The sequence below is a fragment of the Sphingobium sp. SG1 genome (assembly GCF_057063145.1).
This window is the reverse complement of sequence record NZ_JBVVOJ010000007.1, coordinates 74,662-94,006: the sequence shown is the minus strand read 5'-3', so window position 1 is coordinate 94,006 and position 19,345 is coordinate 74,662. Positions and strand designations below refer to the sequence as shown.

Below are 19,345 nucleotides of genomic sequence, written 5' to 3'. Positions count from 1 at the left end.
CCGGGTGGGCCTCAGCCCGCCCGGCGGGCCTGGGCATGGATTTCCGCCCGCGACAGCAGCAGGTCGAGGTCGGCGCGGCTGATGTCGAAATTGTCGGGCAGTTCGGCCAGCGCCTTGTCGATATCCTCCAGATGAAAGCCCGCCTCCGCGCGCATCTTGTCGGCGATCACCGGCGGCGCGACCGGCTGGTGCGGATAGCTGTGGCCCGACAGGCGGTGGAAGAACAGGCCGAGGGACACCAGGGCGATCGAATTGATCCCGACCGGCGCAAAGGCGAAGGCATAGCCCGCATCATGAATGCCCTGGCTGCCGATCACGGCGGTCAGCGCCGCCGCGCCGCCGGGCGGATGCAGGCAGCGCAGCAGGCTCATCAATATTATCGCCACGCCCACCGCCATGCCGGCCGCGACCATCATGTCGGGGATCAACTGATAGGCGGCGACGCCGATCAGACTGGACAGGATATTGCCGCCCACCACCGACCAGGGCTGGGCCAGCGGGCTCGCCGGCACGGCAAAGATCAGCACCGCCGACGCGCCCAGCGGCGCGACGATGATCGGCAGGTCGCCGGCATGTAACGGCAACTGGCTGCACACCAATATGGTCAGGCTGATGCCGATCGCCGCGCCCAGGCCCGCGATCATCCGGTCGATCGGGCGGGCACCGGCCAGCAGGGGCTTGAAAAGATTCATTGCGGATATTCCTTTGGCGCAGCCCCATGCGCCGCCACGGGCGAAAAGGCCACCCCAGTTTTTCTTGACCCCAATATTGCCCGGAGTCGCCCGAGGGGCGCTTATTGCAGCGCGTCGATCGCCCGCTGGTCGCAATGTCTGGGGCCGCGCGGCACCGGGCTGACATTGGGCACCAGCAGCGCCTGGCCGATCCGCACCGGGGCGAAGCGCTTTCGCTCTATCCCCTCGCAACGCAGATATTGCTCCAGCATCCGCGGCGGCGTGTCGCGCTTCTCGTAGGAGAGGCGGAAGGTGCCCCAGTGGATCGGGATCGCCGTCGATGCGCCCAGCCGCTCGAACAGTTCAACCGCGCGGCGCGGGCCGATATGCGCGTCCGATTCCATCTGCCCCGGCCAGAAGCGGAAGGCGCCGATCGGGATCAGCGCCAGCCGGATCGGCCCGAACCGCGTCGCATCGCCGGTCCAGCCCATGTCGCCCGCGCCGGTATCGCCGGCAAAATAGATATTGCCCGCCCGCGTCTCGATCAGGAAGCTCGACCAGAGCGCCCGGTTGCGGTCGGTGAACCAGCGGCTGCTCCAATGATGGTTGCGCGTCGCATGGACCCGATAGTCCGGGCAATGCTCGTAATTCTCGCACTGGATCACCGCTTCGGGCACCAGTCCGTTCAACTGCGCGCCGGTCACCGACTGGCCCCAGTCGAGCGCCACCGACGGGATGCCGTTCGCCTTCAATAGCGCGTCATTGCCCAGCGCCGTGACGATCCTGGGCCGGTCGCGTTGCCACAATGCCTTGAGCGTCGGGATATCCAGATGGTCATAATGATTATGGCTGATGACGATCAGGTCGATCCTGGGCAGATCCTTCATCCTGATGCCCGGTTCCGCGACCCGCTTGGGGCCCAGCGGCGGAAAGGGGCTGGCATGGTCGGACCAGATCGGGTCGGTCAATATGTTGATGCCCGCTGCCTGCACCAACACGGTCGCATGGCCGACCCAGGTGGCGACCATGCCGCGCGGCGCGGCAAAGGGGGCGGGGCGCGCCGGCTTGACCGCCACCGCATCGGGCCAGTCGGGGCGACCGTCATTGCCCAGCAGCCAGCGGGCGATGAAGCCTTGGCGGCTGGTGCCGGGCGGGGCGGGCATGTCGATCGCGCCATCGGGGTTGAAGAAGCGGGCGCCGTCATAATGGCGGCTCGCCGGCCCCTCATAATAGATGCGGTCGAGGAAGGGCGGCACGATCACCGTCGCCAGACAGGCGGCGATCAGCAGGAACAGCAGCGCGACACCGACAGCCTTCATCATTGCAACCGCGCGCGCCATGCCAACTCCCATGCCCGTCATCGCGCCGCCATAGCGGACCGGCGGGGCAGGGCAAGGGCGGAGCATGATCTGGTCTCGCCCAGGCCGGCGGCCTTTCCTTTCCGGGATCAAGGATAACCCCGATAGCCTCCGGTCGATCTGCGACCTAGCTTCGGACGGCTCGGCAGATAGGGGTGCGTGCCATGAATGATCTGAGTTTCGTCCTGGTCATCTTCTTCGTCACGCTGGGGCCGATCAAGGTGATCGCCGCCTTTGCCCAGTTGACCAGCCAGTTGCCCGATGGGGAGCGGCGCGCGCTGGCGCTCCGGTCGACCCTGATCGCCACGGCCGTCGGCTTCCTCATCCTGTTCATCGGCGACAATCTGCGCCAGAATTGGCAGATCGCATCGCCCGACCTGTTGCTGACCGGCGGCCTGCTGCTGCTGATCGGCGCGCTGGAGGCGGTCAAGAATGCGCAGCATGCTCCCGCGCCGGGCGCACCGCCGACCTCGGCAAAGGGGCTGGCCATGTCGCCGGTGACCTTCCCGATCATCATCACGCCCTATGGTATCGTGGCGCTGCTGCTGTTCGCGGCCGTGGCGGGCGATACCCGGACCTTCCTGACCGGCGTGTTCGGGATTTTCCTGGGCATGATGATGGCCGATTTTCTGGCGATGATCTTTGCCCGCCAGTTGCTGGGCTTCATCCATGCCGGCACGTTGATGGCGTTCGGCTGGATGATCGCGGTGCTGCAGGCGGCGCTGGCGATCCACGCGATCATGTCGGGCCTGCAGCAATATGGCGTCGTGCCCGGACCGCTTCCCGTCGTCCCTTGATGCGACGGGGTGGCGGATCAGGCGCCGGCCGGCCCTGATCCGCCCCTTTTTGCGTGTTATGGCTCCAGCATGTCGGGCTTGCGCTTCGCCAGGTCGACCAGCGCCGCCGGCCGCCATTCGGGCCGCTTGTGCCAGCGTTCGATCGCCGCATCGGACAGGGCTTCATTGGTCCGTCCGGCGTCATGCGGCACGTCGATCGCACGCTCGCCCGATCCGAACAGGCGATAGAAGAAGGTCTGGGATTCGCTGACCGGCCCAAGCGGATCGGGATGGTGCGGCGGGAAACCGGGCGGCACCAGCCCGAACGGATCATCCACCGCCAGTCCCGCGATCCGCGCGCGCTCGACCATCCATTCCAGCGCGATATCGGACAGGCCGGAATCGGGATTGCCGCCGCCGACATCGGCATGGCAGCCGGGGAACCAGCATTGCTCGACATGCTGGCCTGCGCCCTGCCCTTCGGGGATCGTCCACAATGTCGGCAGGAACGGCTTGCGATGCTCGTCGATCGCCACCGCATGAAAGGCGAAGGCGACGCTCGATGACAGGTCGGTGTCGTGAAATTCCCGATTCACCCGGAACAGATGCTTCAATATCCCCTGGAACAAGGTGTTGGGCACCCCCAGCGACCCGACCGTGTCCCACACGCCGACGCACCGGATCGGCGTGCCGTCCGACCAGGCATAGCTTTGCCGGAACAGGCGCGACGCCTCCGATCGCGGCGCGCGGGTGCCATCGCGCGAACGATAGAGCGCGAAGGCGTCGGGGATCAGGCTGTCATGCTCGGGCCGCAATATGCCGGAATTGCGCACGAAACCGGCCAGCGACCGGGCGGTATAGGCGCCCCGGCTGAAGCCGAAGAAATAGAGCTGGTCGCCCGGCTGATAGGTGCGCACCAGCCAGGCATAGCAGGACAGGAGGATGCGGCTGATGCCATAGCCGGTGGCCCCGTCGATCAGCCGCTTGGTCCGCGACGCCATCGACCCGATGCCATTATGATAGAAGACGCGCTGCGCCGTGCCGTCCTCCGCCATCGCGGGGATCAGGCTTGCCAGCTTCACCACATTGGTCGGGCAGGGCTTGCCCTGCTCATTATGGTCGGGCTCGTTCCAGGTGCCGTCGCAACAGACCACGATGCGCTTCATCCGTGCCTCCCCATCGGCAGGAAAATGGCCGCCCTGCTCTATCGGGCGGGCGGCCATGGTCGCTGCGGGGCAGCCTCTTTTATAGGAGGAAACGGACGCGCCGGGCGGCGCGGATCAGCCCTGATCCTTGTAGGCCATTTGCAAGATGCCCCAGTGGCGCCCGCGCACGTGGATGGAGGCGATCACCTGCTTCAGCAGGATGACCTCGCCCTCGGCGGTCAGGCGACGATAGGCCTTGATGCAGAAGGGTTCGGTGATCTTGCACTGTTCGCGCGTGTCGGGGAAATCGAACACCACACCCTGGCGCGAAAATTCCGCATTCCATTTCTCGTCGCCCGGCCGCTGGGGCAGCGCGCGTTCCGGCATGGCGATCGCGCCGAAGCTGTTGCGATCGGTAAAGGTCATGCCGAACAAGCCCTTGTAGCCGCGCGCCACTTCCTGCTGCGCGCGCGCCTCGGCCTGCATGATCGGCTGGATCGGATGGGTGAATTGCGGCGGATTGGTACCGCGGATCGGCGCATAATATTCGCTGAACACATCGTCCTCGCTGATACGGCCGTCATCCAGCGCCTGCTCGATCGCATGGCCCACCGCCTGTGCGGCGGTCAGGCTGAAGCGGATATAGGGCGAATCGGGAATGTCGACGCCGCTTTCCGCCAGATATTGCAGCAGCATGTTGGTGTCGTCGCTGGCGATCGACACCCGGCCAGACAGCCGTTGCAGGCCGTCGGCATTGTCGCCCGACGTGCTCGACAGCGCCGACAGGCCGGTGCGGATCTCGCTGGCGGAACCGACCATCGACGCGATCCGCTCGGCCACCGCCTCGCTGTTGCTCGACAGGCCCTGCATCAGCGACCCCAGCCGGTCGACCAGCGCCTCGATATTCTTGGTGTCGGACAGCGCCGTGCGCGCGGTCTGCGCGCCATGGGTGATGCTGTCCAGCATGCCGCCGGCCTCGCTGGTCAGCGCGCCGATCGACCGCTCGATCGTCTGGGTCGCGCTTGCCGTTTCCTGCGCCAGCTTCTTCACTTCGGCCGCAACCACGGCAAAGCCGCGCCCCGCGTCGCCGGCCCGTGCCGCCTCGATGGTCGCGTTGAGCGCAAGCAAATTGGTCTGGCTGGCGATGCCGCTGATCACGCTGGTGACATGGGCGACGGTCTTGAGCGCTTCGCCAAAGCCGTCGAGGCGCGCATGGATGCGGCTCACCTGTTCGATCAGGTCGACGAAATTGCCGTTCGCGGTCGACAGCTGCCGTCCCGAATCATCGATGATGGCGCGGGCGGCGACCGCCTTCTCGCGCGCGTCCTGGCCGACCAGCGACACGCTTTCGCCATCGCGCGACAATTGCGACGCGGCGCCGCTGATCGCCTCGATCGTGCGCGCCTGCTGCGTCACCCGGTCCGCGAGTTCGCTGATGTCTGCCTGAAGGTCGAGCGTACGGATACCCAGGTCGCCGGATAATTTGGCGACCTTCATTACCGCTCGTGCGACGGTTCCCGATTGCGTTTCTGTGCCCACGGCAACTGGCTAGCCATGGATGGTAAAATATCGGTTATCATACTGACACGGATGTCAGCTTCGTCAGAATGATGCCTCCGCACCGGCCCACACCCCTAAAGCGCGCCCAGCAGCGCCAGCACCACACCACAGGCCACCAGCATCAGCCCCATCGCCTCGCTGCGCGCCATGCGTTCGCCCAGGTAGAAATGGCCGAACGCCATGGTGAAGGCGACCTCGATCTGGCCGACGATCCGCACCAGCGCGACCGGCGCGGTGGCAAAGCCGGTGAACCAGCAGGCCGATCCCATCGCCGACAGGAAGCCGACCTGGCCCGACACGCGCCAGCTGGTGAACACCTTGCGCATCTCGCACGGCTCGCGCAGCGCCAGATAGCCGCCCTGCAACAGCGTCTGCAGCAGCACCGTGACGCTCAGCACGATCAGCGCGGCATGGATCGGATCGCCGCCGCCTACTTGCTGCGTCGCGCGGCGGATGCCGATCGCGGTCAGTGCGAAGAAGAATCCCGATGCAATGCCGGTGATCGCCGCCGGCTGGCCCAGCGCGCGCAGGAAATCCATCGGCCCCATCCGCTTGCCGCCGGTCGACAGCAGCATCACGCCGGCGACGCCGCAGCCGATGCCGGCGCAGGTCAGCGCGCTCAGCCGCTCGCCCATCAGCAGGAAGGACAGGATCGCGCCCTGCACCGCCTCGGTCTTGGAATAGGCTGTGCCGACGACGAAATTGCGATGGCCAAAGGCCATGATCAGCAAATTGGTGGCGATGATCTGGGCCAGCCCGCCGGCCAGGCAGAAGGGCAGGAACAGCCGCCCCAGCACGGGGAAGGGCACGGGGAAGAGCAGCTGATAGCCGCCAAGCAGGATCAGCGCGAAGGGAATGCCGTAAAGATAGCGGACCAGGCCCGCCGCATTGATCGACAGCGTCTTGCCCACGCGCCGCTGCACCGCGGTGCGCCAGGCCTGCGTGGCCCCGGCCATCAGGGTGGCGGGCAACCAGATCGGGGACGTAATCATGCGCGCCCTATACAATAGGGACGCGACCCGTCACCCCATCATCATCAGGAAGGCGAAGAACAGCGACAGCGATGCACAGGCAAAGCCGTACAGCAGCGGCAGCCGCAGCAAGGTGCCGCTGCGCGAAAGCTGATAGGCATCCTTGAACTGGCGATACATGTGCCAGGCCGCGAACAGCAGCAGCACGACCGTCACCAGCCCATGGGTGATGCCGACCGCCGTCAGGATCATCGACAGCGAGAAGAGCAGCGACATGAAGGCGATCGAATAGGTCACATAGATCGCATGGTCATAGATCTTGAACCGGCGGCTGAACGGGAACAGCAGCCACAGGAAAGGCAGCGATATGACGATCAGCAGCCAGGAGAATTTATAGGCATTGGCCTTGAGCTTGTAATAGGCGAATTCGGGATCCTTGGCCGCCGCGCTGATCGCCTTGCCGACCGTATCGGCGACGTTCTTGTTGACGCCTTCGCCGGTCAGCGAGTCGGTCAGGCCGCTCGCCAGCGACAGGCCCTTCCGCTCGTCCTGCGCGTCCTTCAGCTTTTCCTGCAACGTCTCGCGCCGGCTCGCGCTGATCCCCGGCTCGGCCAGTTGCGCCTGCACCTTGGCGATGCGGGCATCGGCCTTTTCCTCTTCCTTCTTCAGCTCGGCGATTGCCTCGCTGTTCATCTTCACCTGGTTGCGCGCGCCTTCCGGCCCATGATGGCTGGTCAGCGAGAAGATCGCGTACATCAGGAAGGCGCTGAACAGGAACAGGGCAAAGGGCGATACGAACTTGGCCCGCTCGCCATGGATATAGCGGCGCGTCAATTGTCCGGGGCGCAGCGCCAACTCGGGCAGGGTGGTGAAGATCTTGCCCTCGAAATGCAGCACGCCATGGGCCAGGTCATGGCCGATCGCGGCAAAGCTGTGGTGCAGATGCGCGGCCTGGCCGCATTCGGGGCAATAATTGCCCGTCACCGCCGTGCCGCAATTCAGGCAGGCGCCATGGCCCGCTTCATGGGCTTCCCCATGGCCTGGCTCGACCGCCCGTGCCAGCATGCCCCCGGTGATCGCGTCACCCGCTGCTTCGATTTCCCCTGTCATGGGCGGGGAGGATAACAAGGGTGTATGACGCTTGCCAGTCACCTTGGCGCGTGGATCGCATTGTGTTGCATTGTTACAACGCTCGGCAACATTCCGACATGTAGGCGAGATCGACAGGGCGAGCGTCACCGTCCCGCCACAAATCGCGCCTAGCGGCGATGGCATCCCGGACGGCAGGCGCAGGGGCGCCGCTGTCCCGGACGCAAAAGCAATATTATCGGGGAATAACCTTGTCGAAATTCACTTTCGCACGGTCGGCGCTGCTGCTGACCTCGGCCTTCGGTGCGCTCGCCCTTGGTGGCGCCGCCCATGCGCAGGAAGCGGGCGCTGACGCCGGCCAGCTCGACGAGATCGTCGTGACCGCCGAGCGCCGCTCGGAAAATCTGCAGAAGGTGCCCGTCTCGGTCGGCGTCGTGCAGGGCGATGCGCTGCGCAACCTGACCGCCGGCGGCGGCGACATTCTCGAACTCGCCGCCCGCGTGCCCGGCCTCTATGCCGAAACCACCACCGGCCGCATCTTCCCGCGCTTCTACATCCGCGGCCTGGGCAATATCGACTTCTATCTGGGTGCGTCGCAGCCGGTGTCGATCATCCAGGACGATGTCGTGCTGGAACATGTCGTGCTGAAGTCGAACCCGGTGTTCGACGTCAACCAGGTGGAAGTGCTGCGCGGCCCGCAGGGTTCGCTGTTCGGCCGCAACACCACGGCGGGCATCATCAAGTTCGACACCATCCGTCCGTCGATGGATTGGGAAGGTCGCGCCCAGGCCAGCTATGGCAGCTATAACACCGTCACCTTCGACGGCGGCATCGGCGGCCCGATCGTCGCGGACAAGCTCGCCTTCCGCGTCTCGGCCCTCTACCAGCATCGCGACGACTGGGTCGACAATACATACACCGGCCCCAGCGCCGACGGCACCGTGTCCCCCAAGAAGGACGCGATGGGCGGCTATAATGAGAAGGACGTGCGCCTTCAGCTGCTGATGACGCCGACCGAAAATGTCTCGATGCTGACCAGCGTCCATGCGCGCGACTATGATGGCACCTCGACCATCTTCCACCGCGCCGGCCTCACCAAGGGCAGCAACAGCGTGTCGGGCGAACCCCGCTCGAAGATCGCCCTCGACGAAGCGATGAACAACCCGCAGGCCTACAAGACCTATGGCGCGTCGGAAAATATCGCGATCGACATGGGCCCCGTTACCCTGACCTCGATCACCGCCTATGAAACCACCTCGGGTTACAGCCGTGGCGACACCGATGGCGGCGCGGGCGCCGACTATCCGGTGAACGGCGTGGCCAACGGCTTCGGCCAGAGCCAGGGCAATGTCCGCGATCTTGACCAGCTGACCCAGGAAGTCCGCCTTGCCAGCAATGGCGACAGCGCCTTCAAATGGCAGGTCGGCGGCATGTATTTCGACAGCCGCGACACCACCGATTTCTACCAGCGCGCCTATTTCCTGACCGGCACCGCCAACAATCCCAACAACTGGGTGCGTCTGCGCAACAAGAATGAAAGCTGGGGCCTGTTCGGCCAGGCGAGCTACGAAGTCGTGCCGGGCCTGACCATCACCGCTGGCGGCCGCTACACCAAGGACACGAAGGAAACCCGTCTGGTCAAGGCGACCGCCAATGCGGCCGGCGTTTCGACCTATGCCGGCCGTCGCTATGTGAAGCTGACCGGCAAGGAACCGAGCTGGGACGTCAGCGCCCTCTATGAAGTGACCCCCGAAGTCAGCCTCTACGCCCGCGTCGCGCGCGGCTTCCGTGGCCCGACCATCCAGGGCCGCTCGGCCGTGTTCAACAGCGACTTCACCACGGCGGATTCGGAAACGATCATGTCGTACGAAGGCGGCATCAAGACCAACCTGCTGGGCAACCGCCTGCGCTTCAACCTGTCGGGCTTCGCCTGGAAGGTGAAGGACATCCAGCTCAACGGCAATGACGTGAACGGCAATGGCGTGTTGTTCAACGCCGACGCGGCCAAGGCCTATGGCCTGGAAGCCGATCTGGAAGCGCGTCCGTTCGACAATCTCACTTTGTCGGCCGGCCTCAGCCTGCTGCACAGCGAGATCAACGACAAGAATGTCTATGCGCAGGTCTGCACGTTGAACGGCGTGGTCGTCTGCACCGTGGAAGACCCGACCGTCACCAACGCGCGCAGCGTCTTTGCCCAGATCGACGGCAACCCGCTTCCCAACGCGCCGAAATACACCGCCAATATCGCGGCTCGTTATGACGTGCCGCTGGGCAATGGGGGCAAGATCTTCGCGGCGACCGACTGGAACATCCAGGGCTACACCAACTTCGTCCTCTACAAGACGAAGGAGTTCTACTCGAAGGGTGACTTCGAAGGTGGCCTGAAGATCGGCTACACCGCGCCGGACGGCAAGTACGAGATCGCCGCCTTCGCCCGCAACATCACGGGCGAGAAGAATATGAAGGGCGTGATCGAAAACTACATGGCGCCGGTGTTCAACGAACCGCGCATCATCGGCGTGTCCTTGAGCGGCAAGCTGTAAGACTAAGGTTAATCCTCCCCATGCCCAGCATGGGGAGGGGCCAAAGAAAAAGGCGCGTCATCCGATGGAATGGCGTGCCTTTTTTCGTCAGCTCGGCTTGATCGGCGCGAGCGTGACATTCTTCCAGTCGGGCTCATGATGCGGCTCGCGCCCCATTGTCCAGTTGCTCTGCAGTCGCACCAGCGGGTTGGGCGCACACCAGATTTCTCCGCTGTCGCTGAGGCCCGTCACCCAGATCAGATTATGCTCCTGCCCATAGTCGATGACGGGGAAGGCATAGCCTTTGCCCTTGCCTTCGATCATGACGGGCAAGGGCGGTTCGAGCTGCGTGAAGGACATGGATGAACTCCGGCTTTGGGTGCCGGACATAATGCGGCGCGCGAAACGGGGTTCCCGTCTCGCGCGCCGCCTTGATCCGTATCAATAGGATAGTTGCTGACGGGCGGTCTTACGCCCCTTCGAGCAGCTTTTCTTGTCTGATCTTTTCCTGCCACACCAGCGGGGCGAGGCGGTGGACATTCTGGCCTTCGCTATCGACGGCGACGGTGACGGGCATGTCCTCCACCGTGAACTCGTAGATCGCTTCCATGCCCAGATCCTCGAAGCCCACGACCTTGGCTTCCTTGATCGCGCGGGCGACCAGATAGGCCGCGCCGCCGACCGCCATCAGATAGGCGCTCTTGTGCTTGGCGATGCTGTCGGTGGCGGCCGGGCCGCGCTCGGCCTTGCCGACGCAGGCGGCCAGCCCCTGTTCCAGCATCATGTCCATGAACTTGTCCATGCGCGTCGCAGTGGTCGGGCCTGCCGGGCCGACCACTTCGTCGCGCACCGGATCGACCGGGCCGACATAGTAAATCACGCGGCCCTTGAAATCGACCGGCAGGGTCTCGCCCTTCTCCAGCATGTCGGCGATCCGCTTGTGCGCGGCGTCGCGGCCGGTCAGCATCTTGCCGTTCAGCAGCAGGCGGTCGCCATGCTTCCAGCCCTGCACCTGTTCCGGCGTCAGATTGTCGAGATCGACGCGGATCGCTTCCTTGCTCGGCTTCCAGTCGACCTGCGGCCATTCGCTGAGCTTGGGCGCTTCCAGATAGGCCGGGCCGGAACCGTCGAGGGTGAAATGCGCGTGGCGGGTCGCGGCGCAGTTGGGGATCATCGCCACCGGCTTGCCCGCTGCATGGCAGGGATAGTCGTGGATCTTGATGTCGAGCACGGTGGCCAGGCCACCCAGGCCCTGCGCGCCGATGCCCAGCGCATTGACCTTGTCGAACAGCTCGATGCGCAGTTCCTCGATCTTGTTCTGCGGACCGCGTGCCTTGAGTTCGCCCATGTCGATCGGGTCCATCAGGCTTTCCTTGGCCAGCGCCACGGCCTTTTCCGCCGTGCCGCCGATGCCGATGCCCAGCATGCCCGGCGGGCACCAGCCCGCGCCCATCTGCGGCACCATTTCCAGCACCCAGTCGACGATCGAATCGCTGGGGTTCATCATCTTGAACTTGGTCTTGTTTTCCGAGCCGCCGCCCTTGGCCGCGACGTCGATCGTCACCTTGTTGCCCGGCACCATTTCCACGTTCAGCACGCAGGGCGTGTTGTCCTTGGTGTTCTGGCGGCTGAAGGCGGGATCCTTCAGGATCGAGGCGCGCAGGCGGTTTTCCGGGTTGAGGTAAGCGCGGCGCACGCCCTCGTCGATCACCTCCTGCATCGACCGGCTATTATCGTCCAGCCGGCACTCCATGCCCCACTTCACGAAGACATTGACGATGCCGGTGTCCTGGCAGATCGGGCGGTGGCCTTCGGCGCACATGCGGCTGTTGGTCAGGATCTGGGCGATGGCGTCCTTCGCCGCCGGATTGGCTTCGGCCTCATAGGCCTTACCCAGTGCCCGGATATAATCCATCGGGTGATAGTAGGAAATGAACTGGAGTGCGTCGGCGACGCTCTCGATGAGGTCGGCGGTCTTGATGACGGTCATCTACCCTGGTCCCTATTCTTGCGGCCCGCCTCTGCACGGCAGGTCCCTGCAAGGCGGGGCTATAGGCCTTTGAGACGATGAGTCCAGAAGAGGGTTGCGGTTCAGGACGCAAGCGGCCCGTCGGCAAAGGGAAAATTCTGCCACCAGGGCTGCATCTCGCGCAGCACCCGCGCAAAGCTCGGCCGCGTCTCCAGCCGGTTCAGATAGGCGCCCAGCACCGGATGGCCGGCGCGCAGCGGCACGATCCTGTCGGCATAATAAAGCGAGGGCGCCGCCGCGCAGTCGGCCAGCGACAGATGATCGCCCGCCGCCCAGCTCCGCCCGGCCAGCCGATCCTCCAGCACCGCATAGATGCTGCGCAGCGCCGCCACATTGGCCGCCACGCCATGGGGATCGCGCGCCTCCTCGGGGCGCAACCGGTCGGCGACCAGCGCCTGCATCGGCCCCATCACATAATTGTCGAACAACCGGTCCATCAGCCGCACCTCGATCGCCGCGTCGCCATCGACCGGGATGGGGCGGAAGGTGCCGGGTTCGTGCCGGCCCAGATATTCGACGATGATGCTCGCCTCCGCAATCGTCGCGCCGCGCACCGGGTCATGCAGCACGGGGAATTTGCCGAGCGGCCAGAGCGCCTGCCATTCGGCCAGCGCCGCCGCGTCCTCCAGGATGCGCGGGGTGAAGGGCGTGCCATTTTCATGAAAGGCGATCAGCACCTTCCAGCAATAGGAGGAGAGGGGATGGTAATAGAGGATCATGCCTGCCTCCCGATCGCTGCGGATGGATTCGCCAGCCTTCCCATCATCATAGCGTATCGCGCGGCGATATGCAGGGACGATAAAGGCAGCGATTCAACAGATTGTGGTCGTGTTCGTGCCTCTGCCCCCATGCCATGATTTTGTCGCCAATCGCGCGACGCGCGCATTTGCGTGGCAAGGCAAATTTATTTTTTAATTTCATGGGCCCCCCTTGTCTTTTCCAAGGCCCTTGGAAGTCCGCGCGTCGCTGCGCTATGGGGTGGCGTGTCAGCGACGAAACGAATCCAGGCGTCGATGAACCGAGTCCCCGAACTGTCATTTACCCTCTTGCGTGCCGGCGGGGCTGTGGCACTATCTGTGGTATCGGGACCAAGGGGGTCACCCAATAGATTGTGATTGCATTGCCGGACCTGCTTCCGGCGATATGGGGCTTTTGTCCTTGCGATCGGATCGGTTGACCCCATTTCTGTCCCGGCCCGATCGGGTTCATGCTATGATGTCTGGGTGCGCCCCGGCATCGCTGGACCGAATCGAACGGAACAGGAACAATCGGGGGCTCGCATGGACTTTCGAGATAGTGAACAAGGTGGAAACGGCGACGTGGCGACGGTAATGGACGAGCGTATCGAGGATCTGGTGGACAAGGCCGAGCCCAAGGCTGCCAAGGGCAAGGCGACCGAGTCCGCGTCGTCCAAGATTCATGAGCGTCGCTTTCATGTCGTGACGGATTCGTCGCGCGATGCGCTGCTGACCGAATTCGGCAAGGACACGCTGAACGATCGCTATCTGCTGCCCGGCGAGAGCTATCAGGATCTGTTCGCCCGCGTCGCCGCCGCCTATTCGGACGATGCCGATCATGCGCAGCGCGTCTATGACTATATCTCCAAGCTCTGGTTCATGCCGGCGACGCCCGTGCTGTCGAACGGCGGCACCGGCCGCGGCCTGCCGATCAGCTGCTATCTGAACTCGGTCGACGACAGCCTGGAAGGCATCGTCAACACCTGGAACGAGAATGTCTGGCTCGCCTCGCGCGGCGGCGGCATCGGCACCTATTGGGGCAGTGTGCGCGGCATCGGTGAGCCGGTCGGCCTCAATGGCAAGACCAGCGGCATCATCCCCTTCGTCCGCGTGATGGATTCGCTGACCTTGGCGATCAGCCAGGGTTCGCTGCGTCGCGGCTCGGCCGCCTGCTATCTCGACGTCTCCCACCCGGAGATCGAGGAGTTCCTTGAAATCCGCAAGACGAGCGGCGACTTCAACCGCAAGGCGCTCAACCTGCACCATGGCGTGCTGCTGACCGACGAGTTCATGGAAGCGGTGCGCGACGGCAGTGATTTCAACCTGCGCAGCCCCAAGGACCAGTCGGTGCGCGGCACCGTCAATGCCCGCGCGCTGTTCCAGAAGCTGGTCGAGGTCCGCCTTGCCACCGGCGAACCCTATATCGTCTTCTCCGACACGGTGAACCGGATGATGCCCAAGCATCACCGCGACCTGGGGCTCAAGGTCTCGACGTCGAACCTCTGCTCGGAAATCACCCTGCCGACGGGTCGCGACCATCTCGGCCAGGATCGCACGGCGGTCTGCTGCCTCTCCTCGATGAACCTGGAAACCTGGGATCAGTGGAAGGATCATCCGACCTTCGCGGAAGACATCATGCGCTTCCTCGACAATGTGCTGCAGGACTATATCGACCGGGCCCCTCCGGAAATGGCCCGCGCCAAATATAGTGCCAGCCGCGAACGCTCGGTCGGCCTGGGCGTCATGGGCTTCCACAGCTTCCTGCAGGCACGCGGCATCCCGTTCGAAGGCGCCATGGCCAAGTCGTGGAACCTGCGCATCTTCAAGCATATCAATGCCAAGGTGAACGAGGCGTCGATGATGCTGGCGCAGGAGCGCGGGCCGTGCCCCGACGCCGCCGATCAGGGCGTGATGGAACGGTTCAGCTGCAAGATGGCGATCGCGCCGACCGCGTCGATCTCGATCATCTGTGGCGGCACCTCGGCCTGTATCGAGCCGATCCCGGCGAACATCTACACCCACAAGACGCTCTCGGGCAGCTTTGCGGTGAAGAATCCCTATCTGGAAAAGCTGCTGGTCGAAAAGGCCAAGGATTCGAGCGCTGTATGGAACTCGATCCTGGAACGCGGCGGTTCGGTCCAGCATCTCGACTTCCTCACCCAGGAAGAAAAGGATGTGTACAAGACCAGCTTCGAGATCGACCAGCGCTGGCTGCTCGAACTGGCGGCCGATCGCACCCCCTATATCGATCAGGCCCAGTCGCTGAACCTGTTCATCCCGGCCGATGTCGAGAAGTGGGATCTGCTGATGCTCCACTTCCGCGCCTGGGAACTGGGCATCAAGTCGCTCTATTATCTGCGCTCCAAGTCGGTGCAGCGCGCTGGCTTTGCCGGTGGCGTGGAAGCGGACAACACGATCGACGCCCCCAAGTTCGAGATCGGCGAGACCACCGACTATGACGAGTGCCTCGCCTGCCAGTGACTTGAATCCCTCTCCCATCGGGAGAGGGAGGGAGCCGCGTAGCGGCGGAAGGGTGAGGGTGATGACGAGCCGCCGCCATTATGAAGGTCTTCCTTCCGGTGCCCTCGACAAAGCCAAGGCCCTCCGCCGCAATGCTCCAGAAGCGGAAAAGCGCCTCTGGACCGCATTGCGCGACAAGCTGCCCGGCGTGAAATTCCGCCGTCAGGTGCCATATGGTCCCTACGTCGCGGACTTTCTCTGCTTTGCTGGTAAGCTGATTGTCGAAGTTGACGGCGCGACCCACGCGGAAAGTATCGAACAGGACGCCGCCCGCACCCGCTATTTCGAAGCGCAGGGTTATCACGTCCTGCGTTTCTGGAACCATGAAGTCATGGAAAATACCGAAGGCGTCGTAGCGGTCATCGCGGCGCGTCTCTCGCCCTCACCCTCCCACGCCTGACGGCGCGGGCCCCTCCCTCTCCCGATGGGAGAGGGGAAGAAAAGATTTCGCGGAGTAACCCATATGCCCCTTCTTCAAGCCTCCAAGGTCTACAAGCCCTTCGAATATCCCTGGGCCTATGAATTTTGGAAGCGCCAGCAGCAGCTCCACTGGCTGCCCGAGGAAGTGCCTCTGGGCGAGGATTGCCGTGACTGGGCGCAGAAGCTCAGCGACCATGAACGCAACCTGCTGACCCAGATTTTCCGCTTCTTCACCCAGGCCGACGTGGAAGTGCAGGATTGCTACCACGAGAAGTACGGCCGCGTGTTCAAGCCGACCGAGATCAAGATGATGCTGACCGCGTTCAGCAACATGGAAACGGTCCATATCGCCGCCTACTCGCATCTGCTCGACACGATCGGCATGCCCGAAAGCGAATATTCGGCCTTCCTCCAATATAAGGAGATGAAGGACAAGCATGACTATCTCGCCCAGTTCGGCGTCGACACGGACGAGGATATCGCCAAGACGCTGGCGATGTTCGGCGGCTTCACCGAAGGCCTCCAGCTCTTCGCCTCCTTCGCGATGCTGATGAACTTCCCGCGCTTCAACAAGATGAAGGGCATGGGCCAGATCGTCACCTGGTCGGTCCGCGACGAAACCCTGCATTGCGAAGGCATCATCAAGCTGTTCCACAGCTTCGTGAAGGAACGCGACTGCCTGACCGCGTCGGTCAAGGACGACATCATGGACATGTGCCAGAAGACCGTCCGGATCGAGGACGCGTTCGTCGATCTCGTCTTCGAAATGGGGCCGGTGCCCGGCATGACGCCCAAGGACATCAAGAAATATGTCCGCTACATCGCCGACTGGCGCCTGGGCCAGCTGGGCCTCAAGCCCATCTACATGATTGACGAGCATCCGCTGCCCTGGCTGACCCCGCTGCTCAACGGCGTGGAGCATGCCAATTTCTTCGAAACCCGCGCGACCGAATATTCGAAGGGCGCGACCCGTGGCCAGTGGAACGACGTCTGGGACGCGTTCGACCGCCGCAAGAAGCTCAAGGGCGCTGAAGCGGCCAATGTCGACGAAAGCGATCCGGACATGTTCAAGGCCGCCGGCATCGCGGCGGAGTAAGATCAAAGCGCGACGTGTCATGCGCGTCGCGCTTTGATCAAGCCCGCGCGGCGCTGGAGCGTTTCAGGCTGCTGATGCGTCAGCATCACGGCAGTTTGCAAAGGGCTCCGACCAAGTCGAGGGGAGGGGAGGCGCGGGGAGCGCCTCCCCTTTTTTGTGCGCCGCTGCAGCCCCCCGCATCGCGTCCATAACGGACCAGTCTCGCGCCGGAATGGCGATGCCCTGGGCTATGGTCCGGTCATGACCAGCCCCGTCGATCCTCCATCTCCGCCATGCTACGTCTTCGTCTGCAATGTCTGCGGCAGCGATCAGGTTACGCGCGAAGCCTGGGCGGCCTGGGACGTCGCGACCCAGGCCTGGATTCTCAACACGGCCTTCGACTTTGCCTATTGCCATCGCTGCCTGGGCTATGCGCAGCTCGACCGGCTGCTGCTGACCAGCCCGCCGTCCGGCTTGCCGTCCCGCGCCCCGGCCTTCCCGCCCGCGCCGGGCTGATCGACGTAGCGGGCGTGACGCTTCCTTAACCGCCGCCATGCCAGACCGGTCGCCATGTTCGGCGTCCGACTCCGCTCCCTCTTCACCAGCCGCTGGATGGCCCTGCTCTGGGCGATATTGGTGCTGCTGAGCGCGATCCAGTTCGTGGGCAGCGATGGCGGTGATCAGACCGGCGCGGATCAGACCGCGACTGCGGCGCTGGACGGCCTCGACAACAGCCAGCGCGCCATCATCGCCAACGCGCTCTGAAAGGTGCTGGGCGGGCGTCGCGGGCGCGCTGTCCTATTCCTTCTCGCCGGCCTATATTGCCGTCCGGCGTCGGGCCTGTCTTTGACGCTCACTTGTTCCAAAATGACAAGTGTTGGAAATTAAATGTCAGAATGTGCGGGAAATATGCGAAGTTAAGCGCAGCATTTCCTATTTCGGGAGAGGGGGGCTGCGCTTGGTCTCGTCATTCTGTTTCGATCATGCAACATTGTTCCCGGCAAACAGTTCTGACCCGCATCCCGTCGATGCGGAAAGTGGAGGACCGATGCGATGCCCAATGCCCTGAAGGCCATGATCGCCACGCTCGCCCTTGGGGCGATGGCCATTTCCACTCTGCCTGCTGCTGCCCAGCATCGGCCGAACGATCATCGCCCCGGTGGCAGCCAGCATGGCCGTCCCGGCGGTTCCAACGCGCATCGGCCGCCCAGCCATGGCGGCAATCATGCCCAGCGACCGCCCCAGGGTGGTCGCCCCGGTGCCCAGCGTCCGCCCCAGCCCGGCCGGCCGGGGGCAGGCCGCCCGCCCCAGCCGGGCCGGCCCGGCAATGGTCGTCCGCCCCAATATGGCCGTCCCGGCAACCATCGCCCGCCGCCGCCCCGTGGCAATTATCGCCGGCCCGGCCCGCCGGTCTACGCCTATGACTGGAACCGGCCCGATCCGCGCTATGGCGGCCGCTATCGCCCCGACCGCTATTATCGCGGCGGCTATGCGCCGATCCGGGTCGACCGCAGCATGCGCATCTATCGCGGCTATGACGACCGCTATTATTGCCGCCGTTCGGATGGGACCACCGGCCTCATCATCGGCGGCGCGATCGGTGCGCTGATCGGTGGCCAACTCGATCGCGGCTATTCCAACACGGCGGGCATATTGATCGGCGGCGGCGCCGGCGCCCTGCTCGGCCGCGAGATCGACCGCGGCAGCCTCAGCTGCCGCTGATCGGAAAAAGGGGGCTAGGACGCCCCCTTTTTTCAGCACCAGGGGTGGCGGCGTCCGTCCCAGGTCCGGGCCAGCCCTTCGTCCACCAGCTGCTGGCCGATCGACTGACCATCACGCGTCACGATCCGCAGCGCCCGGCCATATTTGTCGGTCGCCCGTCCGTCGATCTCCAGCGAGAAGGGGCCGGCATTCATCAATTGCTGCAACCGGCTGGTTGCCCGCGCGCCCAGCGCGCCTTCCTCCGGGCAGCGCGGCCCATGGGTTTCGGGCGTGTCGATGTCGGCGATCCGATATTTCTCGCCCCGGAACCAGAAAGTGTCGCCATCGACGACGCAATTGGTCCCGCCGCCGCTATGGCAATAGCCGAAATCGGCCGATAGCTGGTCGGCGCTGGCGCTGGCGCTGGCGCTGGCGCTGGCGCTCGACGGCGCGGTGCCGGTCGACGCCGTCGGCATCGCGATCTCGGGCGCCAGCCGCGCCCACCAGTCGGGCGCCTGCCAGCCGATCATCATCCCCAGCGCCAGCACCAATCCAAGCGTCTTGCCACTGAAGCCGCTGCGCTGGGGCGCGGGGCGACGAAAGCGCGCTTGTCCGGCACGCGCCGCCTCCCGGCGCCAGAGTGTGTCGATGCGGTCGGGGGTGAATCGGTCGGGGCGTCTGGACATGGCGCGCCCCTAGCAGGTTCAGGAAAAACAGAGGGTTAAATCTGATCCGGCTTGTCGCCATTTCGGGGCGAACCGGCGTTTGATC

The 19,345-nt window shown here is 64.3% G+C and carries 18 protein-coding genes; 8 read left to right on the top strand and 10 right to left on the bottom strand.

Going from position 1 to position 19,345, the window contains the following annotated elements; genetic code table 11:
* Positions 1-11: 11 nt before the first annotated feature.
* Positions 12-692, bottom strand: coding sequence for an HPP family protein (locus tag AC0KVN_RS16315; RefSeq protein WP_435567299.1), 681 nt, complete (start codon positions 690-692; stop codon positions 12-14).
* 101 nt (positions 693-793) lie between these two features.
* The gene (locus AC0KVN_RS16310) at positions 794-2,011 is read right to left on the bottom strand and encodes an MBL fold metallo-hydrolase (RefSeq protein WP_435567324.1); all 1,218 of its coding nucleotides are present in this window, start codon (positions 2,009-2,011) and stop codon (positions 794-796) included.
* Positions 2,012-2,193: 182 nt separating this feature from the next.
* Between AC0KVN_RS16310 and AC0KVN_RS16305 the strand changes: the two genes are divergently transcribed.
* Positions 2,194-2,826, top strand: a complete 633-nt coding sequence (locus AC0KVN_RS16305) for a MarC family protein (protein WP_435567298.1) — start codon at positions 2,194-2,196, stop codon at positions 2,824-2,826.
* Positions 2,827-2,882: 56 nt separating this feature from the next.
* On the opposite strand, the gene AC0KVN_RS16300 is transcribed toward AC0KVN_RS16305, so the two are convergent.
* The 4 genes from AC0KVN_RS16300 to AC0KVN_RS16285 form a co-directional block, all read right to left on the bottom strand.
* A complete protein-coding gene (locus AC0KVN_RS16300) occupies positions 2,883-3,971 on the bottom strand; it encodes a DUF2235 domain-containing protein (protein ID WP_435567297.1) in 1,089 nt (362 codons plus the stop codon).
* Positions 3,972-4,085: 114 nt separating this feature from the next.
* Positions 4,086-5,447, bottom strand: coding sequence for a methyl-accepting chemotaxis protein (locus AC0KVN_RS16295; RefSeq protein WP_435567296.1), 1,362 nt, complete (start codon positions 5,445-5,447; stop codon positions 4,086-4,088).
* Between the two features lie 137 nt (positions 5,448-5,584).
* Positions 5,585-6,502 (bottom strand): EamA family transporter, encoded by a 918-nt coding sequence (locus tag AC0KVN_RS16290; RefSeq protein ID WP_435567295.1) that lies wholly within the window; start codon positions 6,500-6,502, stop codon positions 5,585-5,587.
* A gap of 30 nt (positions 6,503-6,532) precedes the next feature.
* A complete protein-coding gene (locus AC0KVN_RS16285; protein WP_435567294.1) occupies positions 6,533-7,591 on the bottom strand; it encodes a DUF3667 domain-containing protein in 1,059 nt (352 codons plus the stop codon).
* A gap of 230 nt (positions 7,592-7,821) precedes the next feature.
* On the opposite strand from AC0KVN_RS16285, the gene AC0KVN_RS16280 reads away from it, so the two are divergent.
* On the top strand, positions 7,822-10,113 hold the full coding sequence (locus AC0KVN_RS16280; protein ID WP_483656212.1) for a TonB-dependent receptor: 2,292 nt from the start codon (positions 7,822-7,824) through the stop codon (positions 10,111-10,113).
* 87 nt (positions 10,114-10,200) lie between these two features.
* Here AC0KVN_RS16280 and AC0KVN_RS16275 read toward each other — a convergent pair whose 3' ends face one another.
* The 3 genes from AC0KVN_RS16275 to AC0KVN_RS16265 all read right to left on the bottom strand — a co-directional run bounded on the left by AC0KVN_RS16275 (position 10,201) and on the right by AC0KVN_RS16265 (position 12,840).
* Positions 10,201-10,452 (bottom strand): hypothetical protein, encoded by a 252-nt coding sequence (locus AC0KVN_RS16275; RefSeq protein ID WP_483656211.1) that lies wholly within the window; start codon positions 10,450-10,452, stop codon positions 10,201-10,203.
* 109 nt (positions 10,453-10,561) lie between these two features.
* Complete coding sequence (locus AC0KVN_RS16270; protein ID WP_185705992.1) at positions 10,562-12,082, bottom strand: fumarate hydratase; 1,521 nt, start codon at positions 12,080-12,082, stop codon at positions 10,562-10,564.
* A gap of 101 nt (positions 12,083-12,183) precedes the next feature.
* On the bottom strand, positions 12,184-12,840 hold the full coding sequence (locus tag AC0KVN_RS16265; protein WP_435567292.1) for a glutathione S-transferase family protein: 657 nt from the start codon (positions 12,838-12,840) through the stop codon (positions 12,184-12,186).
* Positions 12,841-13,452: 612 nt separating this feature from the next.
* Here AC0KVN_RS16265 and AC0KVN_RS16260 point away from each other — a divergent pair.
* From AC0KVN_RS16260 to AC0KVN_RS16235, 6 genes are all read left to right on the top strand, one after another.
* On the top strand, positions 13,453-15,339 hold the full coding sequence (locus AC0KVN_RS16260) for a ribonucleoside-diphosphate reductase subunit alpha (RefSeq protein ID WP_010336832.1): 1,887 nt from the start codon (positions 13,453-13,455) through the stop codon (positions 15,337-15,339).
* Positions 15,340-15,400: 61 nt separating this feature from the next.
* The gene (locus AC0KVN_RS16255; RefSeq protein ID WP_314713096.1) at positions 15,401-15,778 is read left to right on the top strand and encodes an endonuclease domain-containing protein; all 378 of its coding nucleotides are present in this window, start codon (positions 15,401-15,403) and stop codon (positions 15,776-15,778) included.
* A gap of 63 nt (positions 15,779-15,841) precedes the next feature.
* Positions 15,842-16,894 carry a ribonucleotide-diphosphate reductase subunit beta gene (locus AC0KVN_RS16250; RefSeq protein ID WP_004209931.1) on the top strand — a complete coding sequence of 351 codons (1,053 nt, stop codon included), beginning with the start codon at positions 15,842-15,844 and terminating at the stop codon, positions 16,892-16,894.
* Between the two features lie 240 nt (positions 16,895-17,134).
* Entirely contained in the window at positions 17,135-17,389 is a 255-nt protein-coding gene (locus tag AC0KVN_RS16245; RefSeq protein ID WP_435567291.1) for a hypothetical protein, read from the top strand.
* A gap of 54 nt (positions 17,390-17,443) precedes the next feature.
* Positions 17,444-17,638, top strand: coding sequence for a hypothetical protein (locus AC0KVN_RS16240; protein WP_435567290.1), 195 nt, complete (start codon positions 17,444-17,446; stop codon positions 17,636-17,638).
* Positions 17,639-17,926: 288 nt separating this feature from the next.
* Entirely contained in the window at positions 17,927-18,595 is a 669-nt protein-coding gene (locus AC0KVN_RS16235) for a glycine zipper 2TM domain-containing protein (RefSeq protein WP_048936270.1), read from the top strand.
* Positions 18,596-18,627: 32 nt separating this feature from the next.
* Here AC0KVN_RS16235 and AC0KVN_RS16230 read toward each other — a convergent pair whose 3' ends face one another.
* Positions 18,628-19,260 carry a thermonuclease family protein gene (locus tag AC0KVN_RS16230; protein WP_435567289.1) on the bottom strand — a complete coding sequence of 211 codons (633 nt, stop codon included), beginning with the start codon at positions 19,258-19,260 and terminating at the stop codon, positions 18,628-18,630.
* Between the last annotated feature and the right edge of the window lie 85 nt (positions 19,261-19,345).